General features: G+C 35.0%; 15 protein-coding genes and 5 pseudogenes. 16 read left to right on the top strand and 4 right to left on the bottom strand.

The window, feature by feature from the left end; translation table 11 throughout:
• Positions 1-71 precede the first annotated feature (71 nt).
• The 4 genes and pseudogenes from DN393_RS17380 to DN393_RS31605 all read left to right on the top strand — a co-directional run bounded on the left by DN393_RS17380 (position 72) and on the right by DN393_RS31605 (position 2,308).
• Positions 72-329, top strand: coding sequence for a DUF3963 domain-containing protein (locus tag DN393_RS17380; RefSeq protein ID WP_098101905.1), 258 nt, complete (start codon positions 72-74; stop codon positions 327-329).
• A gap of 243 nt (positions 330-572) precedes the next feature.
• Positions 573-779 (top strand): annotated as a pseudogene (locus DN393_RS17385) (isocitrate lyase); the annotation flags it as partial.
• 509 nt (positions 780-1,288) lie between these two features.
• Positions 1,289-1,567 (top strand): annotated as a pseudogene (locus DN393_RS17390) (hypothetical protein); the annotation flags it as partial.
• Positions 1,568-2,149: 582 nt separating this feature from the next.
• Complete coding sequence (locus DN393_RS31605) at positions 2,150-2,308, top strand: hypothetical protein (RefSeq protein WP_002137521.1); 159 nt, start codon at positions 2,150-2,152, stop codon at positions 2,306-2,308.
• Positions 2,309-2,661: 353 nt separating this feature from the next.
• On the opposite strand, the gene DN393_RS17395 is transcribed toward DN393_RS31605, so the two are convergent.
• Positions 2,662-3,243, bottom strand: a complete 582-nt coding sequence (locus DN393_RS17395) for a TetR/AcrR family transcriptional regulator (RefSeq protein ID WP_002066413.1) — start codon at positions 3,241-3,243, stop codon at positions 2,662-2,664.
• A gap of 274 nt (positions 3,244-3,517) precedes the next feature.
• Here DN393_RS17395 and DN393_RS17400 point away from each other — a divergent pair, with 274 nt between their 5' ends.
• The 3 genes from DN393_RS17400 (at position 3,518) to DN393_RS17410 (ending at position 6,941) form a co-directional block, all read left to right on the top strand.
• Entirely contained in the window at positions 3,518-4,777 is a 1,260-nt protein-coding gene (locus DN393_RS17400; protein WP_064475924.1) for an MFS transporter, read from the top strand.
• A gap of 100 nt (positions 4,778-4,877) precedes the next feature.
• Positions 4,878-5,951: an LLM class flavin-dependent oxidoreductase gene (locus DN393_RS17405; protein WP_149173726.1), complete on the top strand. Its 1,074-nt coding sequence runs from the start codon at positions 4,878-4,880 to the stop codon at positions 5,949-5,951.
• A gap of 51 nt (positions 5,952-6,002) precedes the next feature.
• Positions 6,003-6,941, top strand: a complete 939-nt coding sequence (locus tag DN393_RS17410) for an alpha/beta hydrolase (protein WP_064475922.1) — start codon at positions 6,003-6,005, stop codon at positions 6,939-6,941.
• A 1,049-nt stretch (positions 6,942-7,990) separates the two neighbouring features.
• On the opposite strand, the pseudogene DN393_RS17415 reads toward DN393_RS17410, so the two are convergent.
• Positions 7,991-8,733 (bottom strand): annotated as a pseudogene (locus DN393_RS17415) (NAD-dependent epimerase/dehydratase family protein).
• A gap of 114 nt (positions 8,734-8,847) precedes the next feature.
• Here DN393_RS17415 and DN393_RS32045 point away from each other — a divergent pair.
• The 9 genes and pseudogenes from DN393_RS32045 to DN393_RS17455 all read left to right on the top strand — a co-directional run.
• Positions 8,848-9,051, top strand: a pseudogene (locus DN393_RS32045) (hypothetical protein); the annotation flags it as partial.
• Between the two features lie 386 nt (positions 9,052-9,437).
• Complete coding sequence (locus tag DN393_RS17420) at positions 9,438-10,112, top strand: response regulator transcription factor (protein WP_001142154.1); 675 nt, start codon at positions 9,438-9,440, stop codon at positions 10,110-10,112.
• Entirely contained in the window at positions 10,109-11,476 is a 1,368-nt protein-coding gene (locus tag DN393_RS17425; RefSeq protein WP_064475920.1) for a sensor histidine kinase, read from the top strand. The genes DN393_RS17420 and DN393_RS17425 overlap by 4 nt, the downstream gene beginning before the upstream one ends.
• A gap of 181 nt (positions 11,477-11,657) precedes the next feature.
• Positions 11,658-12,638, top strand: a complete 981-nt coding sequence (locus DN393_RS17430; RefSeq protein ID WP_064475919.1) for an alpha/beta hydrolase — start codon at positions 11,658-11,660, stop codon at positions 12,636-12,638.
• Between the two features lie 293 nt (positions 12,639-12,931).
• Positions 12,932-13,027: pseudogene (locus DN393_RS17435) on the top strand (YjcZ family sporulation protein); the annotation flags it as partial.
• Between the two features lie 765 nt (positions 13,028-13,792).
• Complete coding sequence (locus DN393_RS17440) at positions 13,793-14,137, top strand: hypothetical protein (protein ID WP_149173727.1); 345 nt, start codon at positions 13,793-13,795, stop codon at positions 14,135-14,137.
• 403 nt (positions 14,138-14,540) lie between these two features.
• Positions 14,541-15,071 carry an RNA polymerase sigma factor SigX gene (locus DN393_RS17445; protein ID WP_149173728.1) on the top strand — a complete coding sequence of 177 codons (531 nt, stop codon included), beginning with the start codon at positions 14,541-14,543 and terminating at the stop codon, positions 15,069-15,071.
• Positions 15,072-15,074: 3 nt separating this feature from the next.
• The gene (locus DN393_RS17450) at positions 15,075-16,052 is read left to right on the top strand and encodes a DUF4179 domain-containing protein (protein ID WP_149173729.1); all 978 of its coding nucleotides are present in this window, start codon (positions 15,075-15,077) and stop codon (positions 16,050-16,052) included.
• A gap of 798 nt (positions 16,053-16,850) precedes the next feature.
• On the top strand, positions 16,851-17,288 hold the full coding sequence (locus tag DN393_RS17455; protein WP_064475915.1) for an NUDIX hydrolase: 438 nt from the start codon (positions 16,851-16,853) through the stop codon (positions 17,286-17,288).
• A 781-nt stretch (positions 17,289-18,069) separates the two neighbouring features.
• Here DN393_RS17455 and DN393_RS17460 read toward each other — a convergent pair.
• Together DN393_RS17460 and DN393_RS17465 are read right to left on the bottom strand one after the other, a co-directional pair.
• Positions 18,070-18,702 carry a lysozyme family protein gene (locus DN393_RS17460; RefSeq protein WP_048565956.1) on the bottom strand — a complete coding sequence of 211 codons (633 nt, stop codon included), beginning with the start codon at positions 18,700-18,702 and terminating at the stop codon, positions 18,070-18,072.
• Between the two features lie 1,782 nt (positions 18,703-20,484).
• Positions 20,485-21,741, bottom strand: a complete 1,257-nt coding sequence (locus DN393_RS17465) for an ATP-binding protein (protein ID WP_149173730.1) — start codon at positions 21,739-21,741, stop codon at positions 20,485-20,487.
• Positions 21,742-21,966: the final 225 nt, after the last annotated feature.

Genomic DNA, 21,966 nt, shown 5'->3' on the forward strand with positions numbered 1-21,966 from the left:
ATTCATATGCTGCTACACATTATGTTCTGATGAAATGGAATAAAAGGGAATTAATGTAAGTTAGTGGCAGGGTGAATAAAAAAAGGATATTTGAGTTATTCATAGTAGTGTTTGTTTTTCTATTCCTTCATGTAAGCACATTTACTAATGAAAAATTTAACGATAAATTGGGTTCCTTTACTTTCGTTGTTCTATTTCTTATGGTTTATATTTACGCTATATTTATAGAACGGTATTTTGATGATATACAAAAGTGGGTTCGAAATATCACAATTTGTTTTGCTTTGTTAGTAGTTGCTGTAGTATCACTATGGATAGGTTACTTTTAAAGCCTTGTGATTAAGGAAATTTTGTTTTGTTATCTTTCCTTAACAACAAACAAGACGCCAACCAGATCATGGTAGCGCCTACGATAAGTACTATTGGTTTAATCATTAATAAGTATATCTGGACCCTTTTTCAACATATACGAGAAACCCGGAATAAATACGATACTAAATATAATAATGGAAGACCACATATTAAAATGAAATTTTTTACCTACAACTAAATAGTAGATGTTATGGACCAAGAAATTAGCACGCGGCTATAAAGAACGTGGTATGGCAGCGTATTCTGAATTACAACAGGCCGAATTTGCAGCAGAAGAGCATGGTTATTTTGCTATGCGTCATCAACGCGAAGTCGGAACAGGTTACTTTGATGAAGTGGCACAAGTGATTACGGGTGGAACTTCATCTACGACAGCGTTGAAAGGTTCTACGGAAGAATTGCAGTTTAAAGATGTGGAGAAAGTCTTAAAAAACATTGGCGTTTTGAACAAAAATTGCAGGTGTTTGTTGCATTTTAAATTATAATATAAGTAACTCTTTTTATTGATATATATCTGTCATTTCTTGTTACAGAATCCTTATTACAAGGATTCTGTTTTTTTGCATTAAATTTCTACAAACAAAAAAGATAAGATCGGAGAATTCAATCTTATCTTTAGTACAAGGAGTAACATAAGGGATAATCATCATATTTTTATCACGCTTTATTTGTAAATGTTTCAAATTAGAAAAGGTTAGCTCTTCACTTCACCCCAGCCAAAAACCTTACACCCAAAAACGAAGGGTAACTCAATTATCAAACTCATATTAAGTTTCAATCTTGCCTAAGCACCCATTAGGATATACAACTGATCATCTATTTTTCTTTACATAATCTCCAGATACAGTCCATATCAACTATAGATTCTTGTCTTATGCTAAATGTAGTTCCAAACAAAACAAGGAGGTAATGAAAAATGATTAAAACATTATTAGCAGGAGCACTTTTAAGTACAGGATTGGTAGCTGGGGGTGCAGTAGGTGCAGATGATGCGAAAATGAACAATTTAAAATCAAATGAAGATAGTTCAAATCAAGTAATTACACGGAGTGCAGATGGAACAACGTCTTTCTCACAAAACTTTGATGTACCTAAAGATGCAGTGCCAGCAACTCCTAATGGAGATGCAAAAACTGTTGAAAGAACAGAAGGTACAGGTTCTCAAGAAGGAAAAATGGTACCAACAAAAGAAGGAAATTAAATACTATATAGTTATAACGAAGAGCATCCAAAAAGTGGTGCTCTTTTTATATTATAGGGATCAACTGGTTTTACTCAATATAGAACTGTAGTGGAAATTTAAGCTAGAATATGGGTTACTGTCTCTTCAAATCAGGGTGTTTGAAGCACTAGTTTTGATGGTAACGTTACAACATAAACATTTTATTAGAGATTTTTTAAATTTACATACACTCTAGATAAACTACATATCAACTTCAGATACTTGTTTTATGATACAAGTAATCAAACAAAAGGAGGGCAATACAAAATGATTACAGCAGTATTAACAGGGCACTCTTTTAAGTACAGGAGATTATTAACAGGTGGAGAAAATGTTGAAGATGTACAGACAGAAAAACATATTCCGTATGAACAAAATGAATTGTAACAAACTCTAGAAAAGTACGATTCGAAGAAATTTGAGTTATAAAAAGAAAATAGATAAATTGACAAGAGAAAAGCACGTGTATATCACAGGTGCTTTTTATTTTCATTTTAATATAGGGCTTGAATTAAATTTTTACACTAAAATATATGGTAAAAAGGGAGGAGTTCATTGCACAAAGTTATTTATGGAATATTAATTTTAATTTATACTTTGTATTCATTTTTTGTAAGTGATGGAAGTGAAGTTGGGTTTATTATGGTGTTAACTATAGTACTTATCTTTTCTGTGGTTTTAGAAAAAGGAAATGCAAACAAAACGACTGATTAAAGGTCTTTTTGTTTGCGTTTTTTTAGTTGGCTATTAAAGTCCAGATGTTTTAGGGATAGCACCAAATCGCCATCAAGCTTAAAGAACGATTTATCCCCAAACAATAAATACGAGCAACATGCATAAAATTTTCGTTCTGGAGGTGGTATGAGATTTTGAGTTGATGGGCATGTGGTGCTCCCTCATACCCATCAACTTAAGAATTCAGAATTACCCCGAAATGAAAAAATGAGCATTTTTGTTACAAGTTAGCACAAAATTTCGTTCTGGGGGTACTATAAAATTGTAGCTTGATGGAGATTTGATGTTCCCCCTATAAAGGTATGGTTTTCGTACTTTTAAATACAATTATGTCACTTAAGTAATGTGAGCGTCGCTGCTATTACATTGTCCACAAATGAACGTTGGGGGCGAGATTTCATCATAACCGTTAGACCGATTAACGCTACAATCAGTGCCTGTGCCAAAGACTTTGCATCTGTGTTGAATTCCAGCTCACCTGATTGGATTCCTCGTTCGATCGTCTCCTGAAAAATGACGGCGAGGTACATTTGATGTTCTCTGGTCAAAATTTCAAATCTCTCATCATGAGGTGCTAGTTCAACCATTGTATTGATACAAAAACAACCTTTACTAAGATCCCCTGCGTATTCTTCATTGACGACATCGGCAAAGAAAATAGAAAATGCCTCTTTTACAGAGGAGTGACTTTGAAGCCTATTTCGTATATCAGAGGCCCGAGACATTGTATACCTGCGAAGTGCGGCTTCAAATAATTCTTTCTTATCTCCAAAAGTCGAATAAATACTAGGACGTTGAATGCCCATTCTGGAAGTAAGATCACTTAATGAGGTAGCCTCATATCCTTTCTCCCAAAATAACTGCATTGCTGCATCTAAAACTTGATCCTCATCAAATTCACGGGTTCTTGCCATTAAGAATTCTCCTCTTCAAACTTTGATTTTATTAATTGTTTTAGGATAGGTGTGTAGGTAATTACAATTATTTTTTTAATTACCAGACAGTATGTAATTATTATATAATTAGCCATTCTTCATGTCAAATTAAGCTCCATTAAGTTAATGTAACATTAACTTTAGTGTAAAAATCGTTGACAGAATGAATAAGGCTAAGTTATATTTACCAGTAATCATATTGTACCGAACGGTATGTTATGATTAAAAATCTAATGTGATTGGAGGTCAAGGTATGTTCAAAACAGAGACAAATATAGAAGATGATCCACTCTACACTAAGATAAGTCATAAATCTTCCATAACAAAACCTAATTTGAATCAACAGCCATCCATGTCTCACGCTTTGGCATTATTGTTTGCGGCTGCCTGTGGAATGTCTGTTGCCAATATTTACTTTGCACAGCCGTTGCTTGATCAACTATCTAATGAGTTTGGTATTAACCATTCCATTATTGGTGTTGTTATTACCGTTACACAAATTTTTTATGGAGTGGGCTTACTGCTACTCGTACCACTTGGAGATTTGCTAAACCAGCGACATCTAATTGTCGGTCAGATGCTATTATCTACAACAGCTCTGGTTATAGTTGGTACTGCTTCCTCCAGCATGGTACTTTTCGCAGGTATGGCTTTGGTGGGTCTGCTTGCAGTTGTGACACAGACTCTCGTGGCGTTTGCAGCGACCATCGCTTCCCCTAGAGAAAGAGGACGTGTCGTTGGCATTGTAACAAGTGGAATTGTTATTGGTATACTTCTTGCACGTACTTTTGCTGGTATATTAACAGATGTTGTGGGATGGCGTTCTGTATATCTATTTTCTGCTGCGCTCATGCTTTTGATGGTTTTTATGTTTATAAAGATGTTGCCCAATGTTGAGCGCGAGGTAAAATCGCTATCCTACCCTCAGTTGATTAGATCGGTGCTTACTTTATTTATTCAAGAACGAACGTTACGCGTTCGCTCCGTTCTAGCCATGCTGATTTTTGCTGATTTCAGCATTTTGTGGACTTCACTAGTACTGCCACTTAGTACACCGCCAATTGCTCTATCTCATAGTGCAATTGGTGCATTCGGTCTTGTAGGTGTGGCTGGAGCCTTAGCTGCGGCACGGGCAGGGAAATTGGCCGATCAAGGTTACGGACAACGAACGACAGGCATTGCTTTAGCTCTATTATTGATTTCATGGTTGTTCATCAGCTATATGGAGCAGTCATTAATCGCATTAGTGATAGGGATAATTCTACTTGATTTGGCCGTACAAGCAATACATGTCACGAATCAAACCATGATTCTTCCATTGCATACAGAAGCACGGAGTCGACTTACTGCTGGATATATGGTTTTTTATTCTATCGGCAGTGCTGGTGGTTCAATTGCTTCGACTCAAATATACGCACACTTTGGCTGGGGAGGGGTTTCCTTACTCGGAGCCTCTGTCAGTGCTTTCGCTCTTCTTTTTTGGGCTATGACCAGACGAGTTAAGATTTTATGAAATAAACGTGTGTTAGCCAATATGAGAAACATGTTACTTCCATAAAGGAAATGATTAATTTTTTTGACTTAAAATCTAATTAGACTAGGAGAGATAACAAATGGAAATAGGTATTACGTCTTTTGTAGAAACGAAACCAGATGTTCATAGTGGTGAAGTGATAAGTCACGCACAGCGATTGCGTGAAGTTGTTGAAGAAATCGTTCTTGCTGATCAAGTAGGACTTGATGTGTTTGGTGTTGGTGAGCACCATAGGGAGGATTATGCAGCATCCTCTCCAGCGATGGTTCTATCAGCGGCGGCACCACAAACGAAAAAGATACGGCTTGCGAGTGCAGTAACCGTGCTTTCTTCAGCTGATCCTGTGCGTGTTTTTCAGGATTTCTCTACACTGGATGGCATTTCAAATGGACGTGCAGAGATTATGGCGGGTCGTGGTTCCTTTATCGAATCTTTTCCACTGTTTGGTTATGAATTGAAGGACTATGATGAACTGTTTGAAGAACATTTGGACCTACTGCTCAAAATACGTCAGTCCGAAAAAGTGACTTGGGAAGGCAGACATCGACCGGCAATCAATAATTTAGGTGTGTATCCAAGACCTGTTCAAAATCCTTTACCGATATGGGTTGGTAGCGGTGGGAATCAGGAATCTGCTATCCGTGCCGGTTTTCTGGGATTACCACTTATGCTGGCGATTATTGGTGGTAGCCCAATGCACTTTGCACGAATTGTACAACTATATAAGAAAGCGGCGGCTCACGCTGGTCATGATGTATCAAAACTTCAGGTGGGGTCTCATTCGATTGGATTTGTTGGAGAGAATACGGAATTGGCAGCAGAGACATTTTTCCCTTCCACTCAGGCAGGCATGAATAAACTTGGTAAAGAGCGGGGGTGGCCTTATTATGATCGTTCCAGCTTTGATACTGCACGAAGTTTTGAAGGGGCGTTGTATGTTGGTGATCCAGATACGGTCGCCGAAAAAATCATCCATCTTCGTAAGCATGTAGGGATTACACGCTTTATGATGTATGTACCATTAAGTACCATGCCACATGATCAAGTCATGCGTGCCATAGAATTGCTTGGAACAGAAGTTGCCCCTCGTGTGAGAGAGGAAATTGCCAAATGGGAAGCTGAAGGAGAACAGGAGACACATCTATTCCGCTAATTATTCGATAAGGATTGCATCAAGTCTCATTATTTAACTGGAGGAATTTATATGAAAATTGACAGTCGAGTATTACCAGAATTAAAACAGGCTTTCTCACAATTTCCAGGCTTTCAATTAGAGGGGGATTTAGAGGTGAGTCGAAGTCTCTTGTCGAATCCACATTTGGAAAAATCAGAGCTTGTACACATGACCAAGCGAATGATTCCTGGCGCAGCCGGCGAGATGTTAGTTAAAATTTATGAACCCGTTGAGAAAAATCTTGATAAACTTCCAGCTATGCTGTGGATTCACGGTGGTGGATACGTAATGGGCCACCCTGATATGGACGATGTTTTGTGTGAACGCTTTGTTCAGACTGCTGAATGCGTTGTTGTGTCTGTCAATTATCGACTTGCGCCCGAAAACCCTTATCCAGCGGCTATTGAAGATTGTTATGCAGGCTTGGTTTGGATGACAAATGAGGCAGACTCGCTTGGAATTGATGTAAATCGAGTTGCGATCGCCGGCGCAAGTGGAGGCGGTGGGCTAACAGCAGCGCTTGCATTAATGGCTCGTGATAAAGGAGGTCCATCTATTATTTTTCAGATGCCGCTGTATCCGATGCTTGATAGCCACAACATAACACCATCAAGCTATGAGATTATAGAAGAAAATGCAACATGGAATAGATCAAACAATTTAACGGCTTGGAATATGTACTTAGGAAAGAAGAACGATACTAACGAACAATCTCCCTATGCCGTACCTTCGAGAGCAGACAACTTAGCAGGACTACCGCCAACTTATACATGTGTAGGTCAACTCGATTTATTCCGAGATGAAATTATTGAATATGTAACACGACTTGCACAAGCAGGAGTAGATGTTGAATTTCATCTCTACCCCGGCTGCTTCCATTGCTTTGAAGTACTTGTGCCTGAAGCCGAAGTGAGTCAGCGTGCCAGTCAGAATTATTTTGATGCGATGGCACGGGCGCTTCATCCATAACTTATCTTAGTTCAGTCATCGGGGTGTTCAACTGAAGGCATGAGTGATAGCTCTAAATTTATTCGATGAGTAGAGATTACAGAAAGAAGTACAAATAGTGCCACCATATACTTTAAATTTTGCCCCTTACTCATTGATTAAAAACAGGAAATACTGCAAAGGTGGAATAGTTAACCAAGGTGTCAAAATAGTGTGCTAGCAATTCAACTTTTTTACTGCAGTTACGATGATAAGCACAATCAACACTTTGGAGCGTTTTTTTTCGTAAGTCGAGTTACTTTTTTAATCGCATTCATACTAAACAGCAGCAGGAAAGGGCGCCAATTGAACATTGGCACCGTTTATAAGAAGCGATAGACTGCATCCTTAGCTGGATCTTCATTTCAAGCTCGGAAAAAATAGAATTAAGTTCTTTTGGTAGTTGATGATATTGGTTATTTTGAGCTATTGTAGTTAAGGCACCTCTTCTGTGGTAGTGATTTCTAGGTAATCTCACTATAACAAGAATCGAGGTGCTTTTCATTTTACTCAAGTTGTACAGTACACAATTGATAGACTCTAAATTCAATATTGCTAAATCTCCCAGCTTATTTTATAGGTGCGAAAGTTGAGTTATTTAATTCCCATCTTAATGAAGAATTATTGAAATATATTTCTCCATTAGAATGGGAACACATTAATATTCTAGGAAAATACCGATTTAGTATAAAAGAAATTGCATCATTAGACTCCCTACAATCACTACAAACGACTTAACAGTAAAAAGCCAATTATTCTCTTAGAGTACCGGAAATCGGCTTTTTCTTATGAAATTTTGCTTAGCGTACGAAATTCGCGTTTTGATGGTGCTACCCCATTATGCTGAAACGGAAAAGAACATCTGTGGAACTAGTGGTGACAATAGAGTTGTTCCACAAATGAGACAGAAGAATAGTGTGCCCTATCTAAAGGAATTGTGATATTACGATTGTATAAACTGTATCTATTGAAAATAGAACAAATAAAAGCTAAATAACAATAATATAATCTCTTTTCTAGATATGCATTTATCAAGAATCAAAGAACTTAATACCACTTAGTACAAAAGCATCAGAACTAGGGCTATAACCAACTAACTTTCTTGTTCCTTCAATATCAATTCGTTTAAACCTGTTGTTAGATACACCATGTAAAATTGAAAATGGAGGTAAGTTCTTTGCCGTCATCGACTTTAAGAGAAGGTCCATAAAATCTTCTGGGTTTAAGTATGTACTCATATCTCTAGCTGTTAGTGGTTTACCGTATGGATTATTATACGAATAGCAAGACTTTGTAACCCTTCTTCATAAGCAAAGTAAGAAGCAACAGCCTATGCGAAACACTTACTTACCCCGTACATATTTTTGGGTCTCGTGGGTGAATAAGCATGTGGTTGATAATCCAAAGGATAGCCTTCAATTGTTTGAGCACTGGGAGCAACTATCACTTTGGATACATTATTATCACTAGCAGCTCTAAAAATATTATAGGTTCCCTTTATATGATTTTCTAATAAGGAGCCATAAAAATCAGCATTTGGCGAAGGATTACCTGCCAAGTGTATAACTATATCTATCCCTTTCGTAAATTCTTGACAAGCAGCTAAATCAGAAATATCTAAATATATGATTTCATGATTTATATCTTTAAAAGTTTCTAAAGCAGATAAGTTAATATCTGCTAGCCGTAACTAGTAATTCCCTTGCTTATCTAGGAATCTTGTAACATCTTGGCCAATCTTACCTGCAGCACCTGTAACTAAAATTTTTTGCATTTCACTTTATCCTTCCATAAAAAATATATCCCTTGTCAAGGGTCATATAATAGAGCATGCACTTATTGTATGTTGGTAATGGCATTAAATAAAACGAAGAAATATAATGGAGGCATGAATAAAATTCATGAGGAGGACCATAGTTCACTTAAATTAACAAATAATGATTTGGAACGAATGTGCAATCAAAGTTGACACGGCATTTACGCATTTGATGAAAAATAATTAGTGGGTATGGGACGTGTTATTTCAGATGGTGTAATTACTGGAGTAGTTTGGGGAATATGTGTTCTACCAATCTATCTGTCCGAAGGAATCGCCGCCATGTACAAATAGCGCTGGGAAATTGAATCATTTTTCCGCTGGATTTAGCTGAATTTGAACGTTTCCGTATTGTTTGGTACAACATCCAATGCGTTGTTCAATCAGTTATTCACAGCTATAATTGCCTATGCTTTGCTGAAATTTCTTCGTGCACAAGGCCAAAAGACAAAATAAACGCTTGTCATTTGCAGGTTTCACACGCCTGTTTTTTTGTGAAGCCTTGTCAATTGAGTGGAAAATTAGTTTGAAAGAAACACTTGAATTCTACAGGTCGATAAATCAAGAAACTGTATTACTTTGGTTAATCAACATACGTGTTAATTTATAGTATAATGATTGCTTGAAATAATGCGGTGGAAAACAGGGAAAAGAGGGAAACGATGCCTACTATACTAGTTGCTGACGACGATGCGAACATTCGCGAACTCGTCTGTTTATTTCTACGCAACGACGGATTCGCAACAGCTGAAGCAGCGGATGGCAAGGAAGCACTGGCTGTCTACATCTCAACGAATGTCGATCTTGTCGTACTTGACATTATGATGCCGATTATGGATGGTTGGACGTTAAGCAAGGAGCTCCGAAGAGCCAATCCTGATCTACCTTTACTTATGCTGACTGCGAGAGGAGAAACATGGGAGAAAGTGAAAGGTTTCGAACTTGGGACGGACGATTATTTAACCAAACCATTCGATCCGTTAGAGTTGACGGTTCGTGTTAGGGCACTACTCAAACGATACAAGATTGGCTCCACGCAGACGATCCATTTAGGGAACGTCATCCTTGATCGACAGACCTATAAGGTGATGAAAGGGACGGAGTCGCTTACGTTGCCGCTAAAGGAGTTCGAATTGCTGTATAAGCTCGCTGGAACACCCGGACAAGTCTATACGCGCGTGCAGTTGATCGATCAGATTTGGGGTATCGATTACGCCGGAGATGATCGAACGGTAGACGTACATATTAAACGGCTGCGTGAACGGTTCGCGACAACACCCGATTTTCGGATCGAAACGGTGCGCGGGCTTGGGTATCGGCTTGAGGTTTATGAATGATCAGATCCTTATATATACGTGTTGTCCTGACATTTTTAGTCTCCATCATCGGGGGCACGATCATTTCTTTTTTGGTGTCAACTTGGATATTCGAGGATAAATTGAACGAAAACGCTCAAATCAACTTACGTAACTTTGGCCAAGACATCGTCCGGATTTACAAGACCTTTCCGTTACGTGAAGCGGACTTGTTCGTAAGTGAAATGAAGCAGCTCGATTCTTATTATATTCGAATTTACGAAGCAACGGGTCAGTTCAAGTCTTACGGTAAACTTCACGGACACAAACCTGCGCCTGTGACGATGGAGCAACTAAAGAAAGTATTAGATGGAGGTGTTGTTCAGGACACTCCTAATGGTATTGCCACGGTCCTCTTAGGGCTACCGTTGAAAACGGAAATGGGAACGAAAGCGATATTTTTGGAAGCGCTCGCCCCTCCTTCAGCCTCTTTTGTCACAAAGTGGGCAGTGGTCTTTGCAACATGTTCGTTGATTGCAGGAAGCTTATTGATTCTAGTTGCCTCTGTATTCCTGGTAAGACCGATAAAAAAGCTGACAAAAGCGACCAGGCGGATAGCATCTGGAGATTTCAACGTCAAGTTGAATATTAAGCAAACGAGTGAGCTGGGTACTTTGGCTCGCAGCTTCGAAGAAATGATGCACGATCTGCAGCAACTTGAGCAGATGCGCAGGGAATTCGTAACGAACGTGTCGCACGAGGTTCAGTCTCCGCTCACTTCGATATCCGGTTATGCTCTAGTGCTTAAGCAAGTTGACCTCTCAGAATACGAACGAAGCCGTTATCTTGATATTATCATCGCTGAAGCGAAAAGGATGTCCAAAATGAGCGATAACCTGCTAAAGCTGAGTTTTCTTGAATCGCAGTCAAAGCAACTGCGGCTCGTCACGCTCAGCCTCGATGAACAAATCCGACGGATAATTGTGGCGCTCCAGCCACAATGGTCTGCTCGCGATATACATTTCGAGCTTGATTTACAGACAGTTAAAGTAACGGCTGATCATGACCTGTTAAATCAGGTTTGGACGAATATCCTCAGAAATAGCATCAAATTTTCCGAGGATGCCGGCGTGATTAACGTAAGCATCAAACAAGATACCAAAAACGTGACAATCCTAATATCCGACACTGGTATTGGTATTCACCTTGACGACCAGAAGCGTATATTCGAGCGTTTTTTTAAGGCTGATCGTTCCCACAGTCGCAAGTATGACGGAAGTGGTATGGGACTCGCTATCGTTAAACAGATCGTGTCGCTTCATCAAGGTGACATCCGAGTGAAAAGTGAACTTGGTCAAGGAACGACCTTCATTGTCACTTTGCCAATCACTACACCAACAGATTAGTTAGATTCATTCTCTATGCTACGACTCATATGCAAGCTTACTTGCATATGAGTCGTAGCATTTTTTTTTGCAGTTCATATTCAGTTCATATTGTCGTCATGGTGAGTACATCTTCATTGATTAAGTTTTCATTACAGGCACATAAAGGAAGGCAAACAGATCAGGACAGGAGAAGATGACAGTGACACAACAAGAGGAAAAGAAAACGCTGAGTGGAATGAAAATAAAGAAAGTGCGAAGCATCTTACTTAAAACCATAGGAGCAATCGTTCTAGCCATTGTACTTTTTTTAGGTATTGTTTATATCGTAAATGTGATGAGTAGTCATTCGGAGCAAAAACGAATAGTGCCCTACGGGCAGCACGTATCTGTAGACGGGAAAAACATGAATGTATTAATTCAAGGCGAGGGCGAGGAAACAATCGTGCTCCTGCCTGGTTATGGAACAGCTACTCCAGGGCTTGATTTTAAGCTTCTTATCGATGAATTATCTCCATTTTACAAAGTTGTTGCGGTAGAGCCTTTCGGTTATGGATTAAGTGATGAAACTGTAAAAGAGCGAACCACGGAGAATATGGTAAGTGAAGTTCATGAAGCTCTACAGCAGCTTAATATTAACAGATACATGCTCATGGGCCACTCCATTACAGGTATTTATGGAATTGATTATGTGAACAAATATCCAAACGAGGTGACTGCATTTGTCGGAATCGATAGCAGTGTTGCAACACAACCGGGTATGGATATCAATTTCCCATTAAAAACGTTTGCATATCTCAAAAAATCAGGTCTCTTAAGATTGGCTATGAAAATTAGTGCTGACCCCTATGCTGGACTGGCATTTGATGAAAAAACCGTAGAGCAAATGAAAATGATTTCGAATAAAAACATGTATAATGACACAACCTTGAATGAGATGGACCATATTTCGTCTAATTTTAAAGGGGCTCAAGGTTTAATCTTCCCTAAAAATCTTCCACTTCTTCTCTTTGTACAAGCGAATAATGAAGATGTAGCAGGATGGATACCTCTGCATGAAGGGCAGATCAAAGACTCGGTACATGGAAAAGTAGTAACCATGGATGGATCACATTATTTACACCATACCAAATTCAAAGAAATCGCTGAAAACGTTAGACTATTTATAAAAGAAGTAAAGTAAGTGTTCAGAGAAAGGTTCATTCGTTATTTTATGCATTTGTCTACAGTCTGCAAGACCATCATTTCGATGGTCTTTTTTATGTCCAAACAGTTGTATATTTCCAAACCAAGATTATACTTTCGCCTGAAAGATATTGGGTTGCATTTTCATATTAACTAACGAGGCAGGTGTGCGGCCGAGCCTAGGTCGTATCATATAACGGGTGGGATTCCCGTCGAGTAAGAACTAGCCATTCGCTCGTAGCGAGTCTTGGAGGGCTAAAGGTAACTTTAGTCTTTAAGCGTAAACAGTTAGGTGGCGGATTTGCTTTACTGATCGTTCTATTCATCCTGTTAATCATTATAGGATGTAGTTGTTGGGGCGGCGGTAGCGGCGGATTCGGTTACTAAAAAAAGGGGCACTCATAAGAGTGTCTTTTTTCTCAATATAAGAACCCTAAGAATATGATATTATTTTAATGCAAATTCCCTTTTGTGCAATGAGATAGTAATGCCCAATAAAAAACCCACCTATTTCCGTAGGTGGGCCTTATCTTTATTACACAATATCAAAGTATACTCTCTTTTTCTCGTGAATTTTATGTAATTATACATATTTGTAAAAACTACATAAAATAAATATTACATGTAGTAAAATATAAATTGTGGACACGTTCTATAAAGCTGATTCTCCGATTAGAAGGCGTAACACATTTCAACCATATAGGTGTGGCGTTGCTTTAATCTAGCCAAACAAACGATCTTGATTCTCTTGTATTTGTACACTAACAATCTGTTGAAAATAAATGATTCTGTTTTATAGGACGTGTTTACTTAATGTCCAATACATATTATTAAATTAAAGTGGTTCAAGTCGGAGGAAGGCACCTTAGGGTGTCTTTTCTTTATGGGGTCTCATCACATCGCCATCAACTAAAAAAATATATATAACCCCTAAAAAGGAATTTTATATATTTTCAATTTGAAGAGATCAATTTTCTCGTTTGAGGTATTTGTTTACCTTATCATGAGGACAATAAAGTGTTTTATACTATATTTTTTGAAATATCAGTAAGTTATTCGATGAATTAATAAGTTACTATTAATCTATAAATAGTAACAGTGCAGTAATCCAAAAGAAAAATGCTCAAATCGATAAATAGGGGAGAATTCTAGATGAAGGTAAATCAGAATATTGTTTTAAAAATTATTGGGTTAGAATTTTTATTAATGATTTTTTACACGCTTAACGGGGCCTATCAAACTATTACTAAGCCATCCAGTCCGGTATTACAATTTATTGGACTTGTTCTGTCCTTACTTATCGTAAATAAGCAATCAATTATTATGAACATTACTTTCCACACTTTTAATAATTTCTTTAATTTTATGGGGAATGTTCAAGCCTCGTCGCTTTTTGCATATATTATTATTGCAATTTTATTCTTCTACACCATATATTTATGGAAACGTGCTAATAAAAAAGAGTGTATTTGGCAGGAAATAAATATAGCAGTTTGAGTTGTGATATTACCTTTTCAGTATAGAGGGCAGCCTGGTACCGCAATATTACCTTTAAAGGGGCTTGCTGCATGCTCATCAACTTAAGAGGTTAATTGTTCCACTAAAATGAAAAAATACGTTATTCTTTCTGTAGAATCATAGGAAAGGATGGCGTTTTTTTCATTCTAGGGGGCATTTCTTTTTATTAGCTTGATAGCGATGTGGCGGTACCCCATTAATAGAAAACTACTGCAAGAGTTATAGTTTTATGTTTTTATTTCCCTTTTGGCATTTATCTTTTAATCAGATGAATGTTTTTTTAGTACATAATAAAAAAATAACCAGAAAAACTGTCACAAAATCCGTTTTTCTGGTTTCTCTATAATACAGGCATCAAATTGAAAGTGAGGTTTAAACTAACATGTTAACCATAAAAAATGAAGAAAGTCATGCTTCTGATATGCCTTTTGAAGGTTTATTTAAGCAGTACTATGCTTATGCTGTGAAACAGATTATATGGATTGTTAAAGATCAATCTATCGCTGAAGAGTTAGCACAAGAAGTATTTTTACAATTATATCGTAATGACTGGAAAGTAATTGAAAACATACCTGGATGGTTGATTAAATCTTCTACTTATGTAGCTTATAACCATTTGCGATCTGAAAAAAGGCAACAAGCGAAGATTGATAAAGAAATACAATACCATGAAGTACAAAATGTTTCATCATTAGACGATGATTGGATAAGAAAAGAGGAAATTACAAAGGTACAAACGATACTAAATAAAATGAATGATCGAGAACGAACCCTTTTACTAATGAAATTCTCTGGTTTTCAATATAAAGAAATTGCAGAAATACTTCAAATTGAAATATCTTTTATTGGAACATTATTGGTCCGAGCCAAAATGAAATTTCGCAAGATTTATAAACAAATGGAGGAGGCATAACAAATGAAATGTTATGATATCGGATTTATTCAAACATATATTGATGGAGAACTTCCTCATGATATAAGAAAGGAATTCACAATGCATCTAGATACATGTGAAGCATGCCAAGATTTATTAGTAGAAATCAGCAAATTAAATCAATGGGAAAGCGTAATGCTAGATGAAGAATCTGCAAATTCACCACAAGAAATCAAAATTGATATAGAACAAGCATGGAAAACATTTGAAAGTCGTTCCAAGCTAGACAATGTTTCTAATATAAATCACAAAAAACAACAGAAGAAGGGACTCTTTACAAACATGAGTAAAAAATCAAAACGTTTTATGTATACAGCAGTAGCTGCAGCAGCACTTTTCACAACTGCAATGATTCCACAAGTACAAGTAGCGGCTACAAATGTTGCCTCATATTTTTCTGATGCAATTACAAATGATAAAGTTGTAAATGAAGGAATACAAGATGAAAATGGTGTCACACAAGATATGATGAAGAATGGTAAATATATTCCTATTGATGAAAAAATTACAGATCAAGGTATTACTGTACATTTCAAAGAATTATATATCGCAGATTCACGTATATCAGTTCATTATAGAATGGAAAAAGCTGACGGAAGTTTAGTACCATTTGAATTTGATACATCAGGATTAGAGCTCGAAAGTGATGGTAAAATTAATGGGCAACAAGAGGAAAACCCTGAGATTAAACATGAAGGGAGACTATCATTTATCCATGATTCAGATGACCGTCTTCCTTTTGAACTTATGGCAGCAGGTAAAAAATTAAATGATGTAGGCATTCGTGATAATGATAAACCCGAAGGTGTTGCTACATTTGTTATAGTTACTGGAGGAAAAGACGATTTTAAACAGCCCCTTACTTTAGATGTAAATATAAATAGAATTGGAAAAGTAATTGGATCTTGGAAAGGTGAAATTCAAATTGATACTTCACATCTGAAAAATAATACTAATTAAAATGAAAAAAAGAATAGAACAATATGTATCTAATGCTCAGTTTATATGTTTTCTTGTTTTCGTTACATTTATTTCTTATATAGTTTTTACTGTATCTTTTATTTATGATTTAAGTTTATAACCTTAAATCAATCATTTAAGACCATTACAAGAAAAACCTTCCTAAAAAGTAGGGAAAAAAATAACCGGTCCCTTAACGTATAAGGAATCGGTTATTTTGTATCTGAAATGTGTCTAAACTTACAATTTTCTTTTTTGATATGGTTCCCCTATAGAGAAAGAATTTTTTCGTTTAGGGGGTACTTCAAAACCTTGACTTGATGGCAATGGGGTCCCGCCAACATAACGCGAATTTCGTATGCTAAGGAACTTTTTATTTGAAAAACTTGGTTTTCCGTACATTAAGAGTGTTCCATAAACGATATTTGATGTTTGATATAAAACTTTGTTTTTGGTCATGAGTTTTTGAACTGAATTTTAAACATATTTCAGTCAGTTTTGATAGATATAAATAAAGTTCCTTAAATGACCGTTTTAGGGACTATTTGGACTGGTTAGTCAACATGTGATACCGCCAGCATTTCGAAAAAAACATGCTAAGCAAATTAAATAAGAAATAAGCAGGTTTTTATCACGTTAAGAGTAAACCGATTTATGAAAAATAAAATTCTTAAAAAATGGAGAGCCGATACCATAAACCTGCATTATTAATGTAGAATTTCGATGTTGGCTCTTTATTTACTAAAATAGCAAGTTAGTGAATAAATTGTTCATATTTTTTCGAGAGGAGGTTAAACAATGAGAGCGCCGTATCAAGTATTGATATTTCCTTATATAAAAACTGATGATTCCATTCAATATGGCATTTTTAATCGAAGTGATTATGGTTATTGGCAAGGAATAGCTGGTGGTGGAGAAGATGGTGAGACTCCTATTGAATCAGCAAAACGGGAAACGTTTGAAGAGGCTGGTATTATAAGAGAATGTCCCTATATAAAACTAGATTCTGTGTCTTCACTACCAGTAGAGGATGTAGTCGGTGAATTTCTTTGGGGAGAAGATGTTTATGTAATAAAAGAATTTTCTTTTGGAGTTAAAGTTCCTACAAAAAATATTAAATTATCTAAAGAACACTTCAAGTATAAATGGTTGTGCTTTGAGGAAGCCGTAACGCTTTTAAAATGGGATAGTAACAAAACAGCTTTGTGGGAATTAAACAAAAGGCTGTTAAAATAATTTAAGTGTTAGTTAACAAAGCCGATAATAGAAATCACACATTAAACATATATTTATACGCTTTGTTACTACACGCTAAGGAATAGTAATAAAAAGATGATGCCGATAAAACTATATAAAAACCAAAAGAATCCTAAGATGGGGAATGTTTTATGAAAATTAAGCATAGTAAACCTCCTTGGGTATATAAAGGATTATAATACATCGTTGGTCTATTTAAAATACTAACCATGAATTGGATGGCATTAGGCATGGTTAAACTAATAGAAATGATACATTAAACGTATTTAATGAGTCTGCTAGGTATAAAGATAATTGATAATCATACAATGATATGGAAGGGCCTTTTCTAACGTGTTAGTTACCTCAACGTATATGTATCTCTTGGCGCCTGGGCGAGGGTGCTTTTTTTATTGCACATTTATAATATGGACAAGCATAATATTATGTAACAGGACGAGTTCTTCGTGTCCTATTCAATGCTCAGGATCAACCCCAATTCACATTGAGAGCACCAATAGAGAGGGTGCTCTCTTTTTATTGAATCTACATTTATTTTTATGCCTAATGAATTCGCTAAGTGGATACTATTTCATGTAAAATGGTGATTTTATTTATATTTTGGATAGATTTTTTGCGAAATATGTAACTAGAGCCGTATTTAAATTGAAATATGATACGATAGTTGTATATATACATTTAGATGGTAAGAGGGGATAAAAGTTGATGAAAAACCATATAAAAGTAAATGGAAAACTCCTTCAAACAAATATATACAATTTTAATTTTTTTGGAGGCGTTTTTCAATAAGTTTTGCTTTTTCATTCACTTTTGTTGTATATGTGAAATCACCGTAACAATATGGATATCTAAAATTTTGTTTATTTCCACCACAAGTGTATGTAGCTGGATTCTGATCAACTTTCAACTTAGAAAACTGTTTAGCTGTATCTTCCGAGTGTTGTTTAGCTTCTTGATTGGCAATAAAATCAATATAGCCTGGCCCCATATTATAGCTTTGAATAATTGTCTCCATACTAACACCTTTTTCTTCTCCATATCTATACATTTGAACAAAGTGCTTTACCCCTTGTTTAATGCTCAAGTTTATCTCTTGGATTTCATTTGGCTTTAATCCAAGTGATTCGGAAGATTGCATAGGGTCGTTGCCCTCACCCCTACTCTCGTGGTACATAATTCCTAGTAAAATTGCTGTTTTTTCTCCCAAATTATATTTTTCTAATTCTTTTTTCATGATGGGCTCATATTGCAATAAACGTTCCTCGGTAGCAAACGCTTTATTTTTTTGAGTATTGGTTTTGTCATTAAAATATAGTATCCCGATTATTGTTCCTAACCCTAAAATACTAATAAAGAATAATATAATAGTTTGTACTTTTCTCTTATTCTTCAAATATTACTCCTCCTTTTACAAGAAACCCTATTTTCAATGGTGGCTGGTTATTAAAAAAATTCAATAATTCTCTATTTCCCAGCTTTTTTAGACTCGAAAATTTTTTTCTAAATGCTAAGTTTAATAGAAAAATTTAAAGATAAGGTAAAGATAAGATAAAGATAAAATAAAGTCTATTTTTTAGGGTATCCATTATGTGTTCTAAAGGCTTCAGATTCAAGTGATATATTACCTACATAACCCATAAGAGAGAAGGAGGTAAGCAAAATGTCACTTGAAACAGACATAATTCTTTCTTTCTTTATTAGATATAAAACTGTGGATGGCCCATCATTCGGAAATTAGTCGCTTAAAAATAAAAAAAAAATTAAAATCAGAACCGTACCTCAATAAGTCTTCAAGTGTTAATAAAAGAAAACTATATAAGGTGAGAGAATAAAGATTCAATACCAATGATTATCAATAATTGAAGTGCTAATGATTATAATAAAAAAGAACCTTCAATAGGTTCTTTTTTATAGTTGGTAAATACGTTATCAACAATAGATGGTAATAAAGATAGAAATTTAGACACTTTTTATTAATGGGCTAAGTTTTCTTAGGAAGAAATCTATTTCTCATGACTGATCGCTAGATATAACAGGATATATCATTTGTTAATTTGGGTGGGTGATTTAGCTTTTTGAGTTTACCACACTAAAATTTAAATTTTGTTTAGGGACAAAATGTTACATTCTGAATTAACAGAAAATTAATGTGGTAAAAATCCTATTAAATCTTTTATCAGGTAGCTCATATTTCTTTGGCCTTATTTTCATGGTATTACCGAACGTTTATATGTCTCTAAGGGAAAGAAATACTTTAAGTTTTATTACCATCTAATGTTTGATTAAGATGGTAACATGAAAATAAAACGTTTACAACTAGAAAATAAAGAAAAAATATAAAAATTCGACTTTTTTCGACATTACGACTATGAGAGAAAGAATCTAAATTAAGTAAATCTTATATTTAGAGGGGATATTTACCTTATACATAACGGTTAAAACATTTGCAAATGTTTCACGAGTAATTAAAAACGTCGAATATAAAATTATATTGTGACAATTTTAAACGAACATACTTTATAATTCATACTTAGACTAATAAATTAATTACTAATAAATTAAATAAGCTATATTTAATAGAGTATAATACGAAATATTTAACTTAAATATTCCATATTATATATAATTATGAATCATTTAACATATTAGTTGCGGAAAATTTTGTCATAAGATAATTTAAATATTAAGCACAGAAACATTTCAAAGAAAAAGAGCTATTTTAAAATGTACCCTAAAAACGTTTTTCCTAAAAAGTAGTAAGATTTTGCAAAACGTTTCTGTGCCTAATTAGATGAAAATAATATAATAAATTATTTAAAAGAGATAAAAATAAGTTGCTTTATGGAGAAATATACATCCCATACTATTAGAATTATGTCAAATTGTAGTTTGTAAATTACATTTCAAAGTATAAAAGGGGCATTTATTGCATAAAAAAGTAGCTGTACAAAAGTACAGCTACTTTTTTCTTGAAAACATTATTATGCAAATAGCATACTTAACGTAAACTTGCGCTTAACGGTACTTGTGAATAAATTGTGAAATTGCTACTCTATGTTTCTAACTAACATTTTTGCACCAGAACCATATAAAAAGAGGACGAATAGTTACGTCCTCTTTTTATATGGGTATATTAGCCACAAAATAATATCATTTAAATAAATCTTCTATTATATTAGCAGGGGATAGTGATAGAAAAGTGTGTTCCTTTTCCTAGTTCACTTTCTATCTCTATATCTCCGTTTAATTCTTTAATAATACTGTACGCAATCATAGTACCAAGCCCAGTACCTTTTTCTGTTGTTGAATAAAATGGCAAGGCAATACGTTTTATTTGTTGGGAAGACATTCCTATTCCTGTATCAATGATATCAATTACAATATTATCTTTTATTTTTTGTATATTTATTTGTAATACGCCACCATTTTTCATAGCCTCAATTCCATTTTGTATGATGTTGGTTAGACATATTTTTAATTTTTCAGGATTAGCATTTATGTAAAGGGAATCTGTTGTAATATGCTGTTTTATTTCAACATTATATGAAAGAGCGAGTGGTGAAATATTATCTTTCACTTGATTTAATATGTAATTAATATTTAGTTCCTCTTTTATAATATTTTGTGGTTTGGTTAAAGATAAATAGTTATTAATAGTAGATTGTATTTGCTGCATTTCAAGTAACATAATTTCTAAGTACTTATCTTGAGACATCTTAGCACTCTCATCTTCATTTAGTAATTGAGTGAATCCACGTACCGTGGTCAGTGGATTATGAATTTCATGCGCGATCGATGCAGCTAGTTCGCTAGCTATATAAAATTTTTCTGCTCTTTGCATTCTTTCTTTTATTTTATATTTCTTGATCATTCCTTCTATTAAATAAACTGATAATAATACTGTGAAAATATTTATGATTATATAATTGAATAAAAATTCAATGAGAGTAGAGTCAATTTTACCACCTGTATCTATTTGCGTTACAATACCGCAGATAGAAAGGGAAGTTGTACATATCAAAATAAGTAAAATACTTAATAATATCTTCTTTTCCTTGAAATAAGTAGGTGACAAGTAACGAAACATGATTGTAATAACAGAAATAATAGTAAAGATAATAAATGATGGGAAGACTCCGCTTCCACCTAAGTAAAATCTATAAGAAAGATATAAAACTCCAATACAAATAATGCTCTTTGTATTTCCATATAGAAAAACTAATATAATGGGAATAAAACGTAAATCATAAATGAACCCAGCGTGTAAATGAAAAGGAAAAGTCATACAAAAAATAATTGCAATGGAGGAAAGTACAGAAATTAATATATTATTACATGCCATTTTTTCTTTATGTTCTAGCCAAAATACTTGGTAACTAAGGATACAAATAATAATAATAAATGTATTTAATAATAGTGTAGGAATTCCCATAGTTTATACCTCTCTGAGAGTTTGTAAGTAGGATTATGTCTGTGTTTAATCTAGGTGTTTGATTTTATTAGATTTTCTATCTTTAAAAAAAGAAAAGGAAGGGCACTTGAAAAAGTGCTTTTTTACCATTTATATTAAAATTGATGAGGAAGATAGAATAAAAAGTTACTTTTACTTATGAACAAAAAAATTGAAAGTAGCCCGTGTATAGGTAAAAGATGAAGC

Source organism: Bacillus sp. BPN334 (assembly GCF_008368885.1).
Lineage (GTDB): Bacteria > Bacillota > Bacilli > Bacillales > Bacillaceae_G > Bacillus_A > Bacillus_A wiedmannii.